Annotated in this window: 4 protein-coding genes; 3 read left to right on the top strand and 1 reads right to left on the bottom strand. The window is 43.0% G+C overall.

Annotation, left to right across the window (positions count from 1 at the left end):
• Positions 1-251: 251 nt before the first annotated feature.
• Positions 252-854, top strand: a complete 603-nt coding sequence (locus G4P69_RS36170; RefSeq protein ID WP_208343706.1) for a cytochrome c oxidase subunit 3 — start codon at positions 252-254, stop codon at positions 852-854.
• A gap of 763 nt (positions 855-1,617) precedes the next feature.
• On the top strand, positions 1,618-1,944 hold the full coding sequence (locus tag G4P69_RS36165; RefSeq protein WP_208343707.1) for a hypothetical protein: 327 nt from the start codon (positions 1,618-1,620) through the stop codon (positions 1,942-1,944).
• 35 nt (positions 1,945-1,979) lie between these two features.
• On the opposite strand, the gene G4P69_RS36160 is transcribed toward G4P69_RS36165, so the two are convergent.
• Positions 1,980-2,816, bottom strand: coding sequence for a cyclase family protein (locus G4P69_RS36160; protein WP_208343708.1), 837 nt, complete (start codon positions 2,814-2,816; stop codon positions 1,980-1,982).
• A 164-nt stretch (positions 2,817-2,980) separates the two neighbouring features.
• Here G4P69_RS36160 and G4P69_RS36155 point away from each other — a divergent pair, with 164 nt between their 5' ends.
• Positions 2,981-3,685, top strand: a complete 705-nt coding sequence (locus tag G4P69_RS36155; RefSeq protein WP_208343709.1) for a fatty acid desaturase — start codon at positions 2,981-2,983, stop codon at positions 3,683-3,685.
• The last annotated feature ends 38 nt before the right edge of the window (positions 3,686-3,723 follow it).

The following is a 3,723-nucleotide window of genomic DNA, read 5'->3' as shown; positions in this document are numbered from 1 at the left end:
CGGCTACGGTAAATCTGAGCCATTGGTAGAAAAGCGTTAAACAAGGAGTCAGGATTCAGAATACAGGAGTCAGCTAGGTAGGTTGGGTTGTAGCTTGCTTCCCCGTAGGGGTACGAAGTGAAACCCAACAAAATCTTAAAAATGTTGGGTTTCGTCCCTCAACCCAACCTACAACTTCCTACAACTTCCCAAGCTGACTCCTGACTCCTGACTTCTGTATTCTTTGTATTAAAAATAGGAGTATTCATCAAATGGACAGTTCAATTACCTCAGAAGAATTACAGCATCACTCTCAAGAACATACTCATGATGAAGAAGGGAACAAAATGTTCGGCTTCATCGTGTTCTTGATTTCCGAGACTTTCATTTTTCTTGGTTTTTTCTCAGGATATATTATCTACAAAACAACAATTCCTAACTGGCTACCTGCTGGTGTTTCAGGATTAGAAATTACAGCGCCTGCAATTAATACAGTGGTTCTTGTTTCCAGTAGCTTCGTTATCTATTTAGCAGAACGAGCTCTTCTTCGCCATGACTTAATAAAATTTCGTTTGTTTCTAATGCTTACAATTGCAATGGGAACTTACTTTTTAGTAGGACAAGGAATCGAATGGAGTAGCCTTTCTTTTGGCTTTACTACAGGTGTTTTTGGTGGAATGTTCTATTTACTAACAGGTTTCCACGGTTTGCACGTTCTTACTGGTCTTATATTGCAGATAATTGTCCTTGGTCGATCTTTTATACCTGGTAATTATGATACGGGTCACTTTGGGGTTAATGCAACTTCTCTATTTTGGCACTTTGTTGATGTTATCTGGATTGTCTTGTTTATTCTTATCTATATCTGGCAATGATATTGGTTTGTAGTTGCGCTAAAGCGCACTCAAGACTTACGGATTGACAGAAATCGTCAGATATGGTGTAGGAATTAATAGCACTCCAACGAAAGATTTTTCCGCAAATGAGGGTTTTCCCGTCCATTGTAAGGGCGAATGCCATACTCTGCGAGAAGCCAGAGGCTACGCCCCTACAAGTCTCAAACAATCATTATCCGTTAATACACATGATCTTCGATTTGTATATACCGATCCTCGATTGAGTACGATACATTTGTAGGGGCGTTCCCCTTTAGGGGTTCGGTGAAGGGTACGGCGTACTCTGCGAGAAGCCGGAGGCTACGCCCTCAGAGTGAACTGTATTTTACGAAAACAGGTTAAGGTTTAAACTCCAGTTCTGGATCGGCACATTTGGTTTATCTATGGTGGGCATGTCCAGATTGACGGTTGCAAAATCGCAGGAGTCCCGACCAAGCCTAAAACTCTAGCAGAGAAAATCGTTGCCTATTGCGAGAAGAAGGGCTACAGAATTGACAAAGAACCTGGATACAAGAATATTATTTATATTGAAGGCATGAATCCGGACGGAACGCTCAATGACAACGCCCTTAATGTCTGGAACGACCTCCGCATCGTGATTGACTTTAGAGACGGCAAGCCTAAAATAATCGGCTGTTGGGAAGCCACGACGAACCCAGGTAAGTACTATACGTAAAATCCCTTAAACCCCAAAGGTGCGGCGATAATAGCTTTCGGACAATACACCGCATGGCAGGTAGGAATGCACGGACAGGCTAATCCCCATGAAGCTCTTGTGCAAACTGGTGGTTCGGTCACTGTCTATCGTGATGCAAATCGGTCAGGCACGCTCGATGCAGGTGAGTCCACAGACTCAGGAGAATTTGGCATTAACCAACATTGGGGGGGCGGCCCTAATGACGACATAGGAAGATGGAGCGCTGGCTGTCAGGTAGGCAGGACAAGAAAAGGACATCGCGAGTTCATGGCTATCGTTAAATCAGATCCACGCTATCAAGCTAACCGTAGTTTCGTATTCACTAGTACCATTATTGACGGCAAAGACCTCTTAGCACAGTTCCCCGCATAAGAACACACGATAAGTTAATGTGCGAAAGATTGGTTTTAAGGCGGTGGTAAGAAAGCTAAAACACGTGCCGGACTACCAGAACCACCAAAGATTGGTAAACCACCAACTACAAGTGTTGCGCTGATTTGAGGTAACTTCTCCAATCCGCCGAGACACTCTAGAACGATACCATCACTGGCATAAATAGTAGTACTTGCACAGTAAGAGTGATCATTACCAGGATCAACACCGTGAGTATCAGTACCAAGTCCAGCAATTTGACGCCTACTTACTAAAAATTCAACGGCTCCAACACTGAAACCAGGCCAATGCGACACCCCTTGTTCATCTTCATTCATAAAGGCTTTTGGATCAAGCCATTTGTCCTGCCAGCCTGTAAACAAAATTACAATACTACCTGATGGGATTTCACCATTTCTAGTTTCCCATGCCTGTACGTCTTCAACTGAAAGACGGTAATCTGCATCTTGTAGCGCTTTGTGTTGAATATCAATAACAACTGCTGGAGCAATTAGTTTTTCCACTGGAACTTGTTCTGCACTTGTTGCTCCCATAATAAAAGTGTTTGGTGTTGCCCAATGCGTACCGCTATGCTCTCCAATTGCAATTCGGTTGATGAAGTATCCTTCATTAGCAATTGTTGCCCATGGCTGAATCTCAACACGAGGATCTCCTGACCAGATTGGAATGGTGGATGTTAACGGTTGGGTGAGATCGACAACTTGCCATTGACAAAGCGATCGCGTTTGTGTTTTCGCTTGAGAAAGCCGGATATTTACAATTAAAAGTACAACGATCAATACAGATAGAGTAATGATTATCCAAGTCGTTAGTGTTAATAACATCTGGTTAGATCGACGGATGTTTACCATAATAAAACAGGTGAAGCCAATAGGGAGTAGCCCACGAACACTCCAACAGTCGACTCACTTACGCCTAATGGGGGTTGATACATAATACTTCACTCAAATAACCTGTATTTGTCGATGAGACGCGGTAAGCTAATAGTAGCTGAGATCACAAATGTAGGTGGGTTATGGGCGATAACCAGAGCTTAACGGCTGAAGCCGAACGCACCGTCAGTGTTAATAGTATCGCTCAAGAGTTGCAGCAAGTCACCGCCGACTTAGGCCAAGTTAATTCTGGAGTCGGACTGCTACGTTTTAGTATATTGGGCTGGATATTTCTGAGCCTAGTCGTATTAGCTTGGTCAGCATCAAACGGTATTTTATTTGTCGCGGCAACAATGCTGGCGGGAGTTTTTTATGGCTTTTGGCTCATTTGTACCCATGATATGACACATCAAACCTTAACAGGTTGGAAATGGTTTGATAGTATCATACCTCGGTTAATGAGTTGGCCAATGCTGTGGCCTTACAGTATATATGCAGAACTACATCGCTTGCATCATGGTTGGAATGGCATTGACTTGCGAGATCCAGAAAGAGTCCAATGGACTTGGCAAGAATACCAGCAAGCACACCCTAGAATTCGTTGGTATGTCACTCATCAGTGGCTATGCGACATTTTTATTTTGGGGGGAATAGGGCTAATTATTAAAACCTTTATTCGGGGTTTACGCTTTCAAAACCTGCTAGCTAGTATGAGGCGACAGCTACTGCTCGATTTCACAGGTATAGTTTTTGTTCATAAGACTTTTCCGGAAAATTCTAACCCCGTCTGTACAAGGGTTTTAAACGTTGCCTATACGTCTTCAATCAACCTAGTAATAAGGATTTGATATAGTTGATGATAGTTTAGAGACAAAAAATAGGGGTT

Source organism: Aetokthonos hydrillicola CCALA 1050 (assembly GCF_017591665.1).
Classification (GTDB): Bacteria; Cyanobacteriota; Cyanobacteriia; order Cyanobacteriales; family Nostocaceae; genus Aetokthonos; species Aetokthonos hydrillicola.
The sequence above is the reverse complement of the archived record's forward strand: the minus strand, read 5'-3'. Positions and strand labels throughout refer to the sequence as shown.

What these genes read in the sequence shown, in the direction of transcription:
- G4P69_RS36170 (WP_208343706.1), top strand. Translation starts at nt 252, where the DNA reads ATGGACAGTTCAATTACCTCAGAAGAATTACAGCATCACTCTCAAGAA.
- G4P69_RS36165 (WP_208343707.1), top strand. Translation starts at nt 1,618, where the DNA reads ATGCACGGACAGGCTAATCCCCATGAAGCTCTTGTGCAAACTGGTGGT.
- G4P69_RS36160 (WP_208343708.1), bottom strand. Translation starts at nt 2,816, where the DNA reads ATGGTAAACATCCGTCGATCTAACCAGATGTTATTAACACTAACGACT.
- G4P69_RS36155 (WP_208343709.1), top strand. Translation starts at nt 2,981, where the DNA reads ATGGGCGATAACCAGAGCTTAACGGCTGAAGCCGAACGCACCGTCAGT.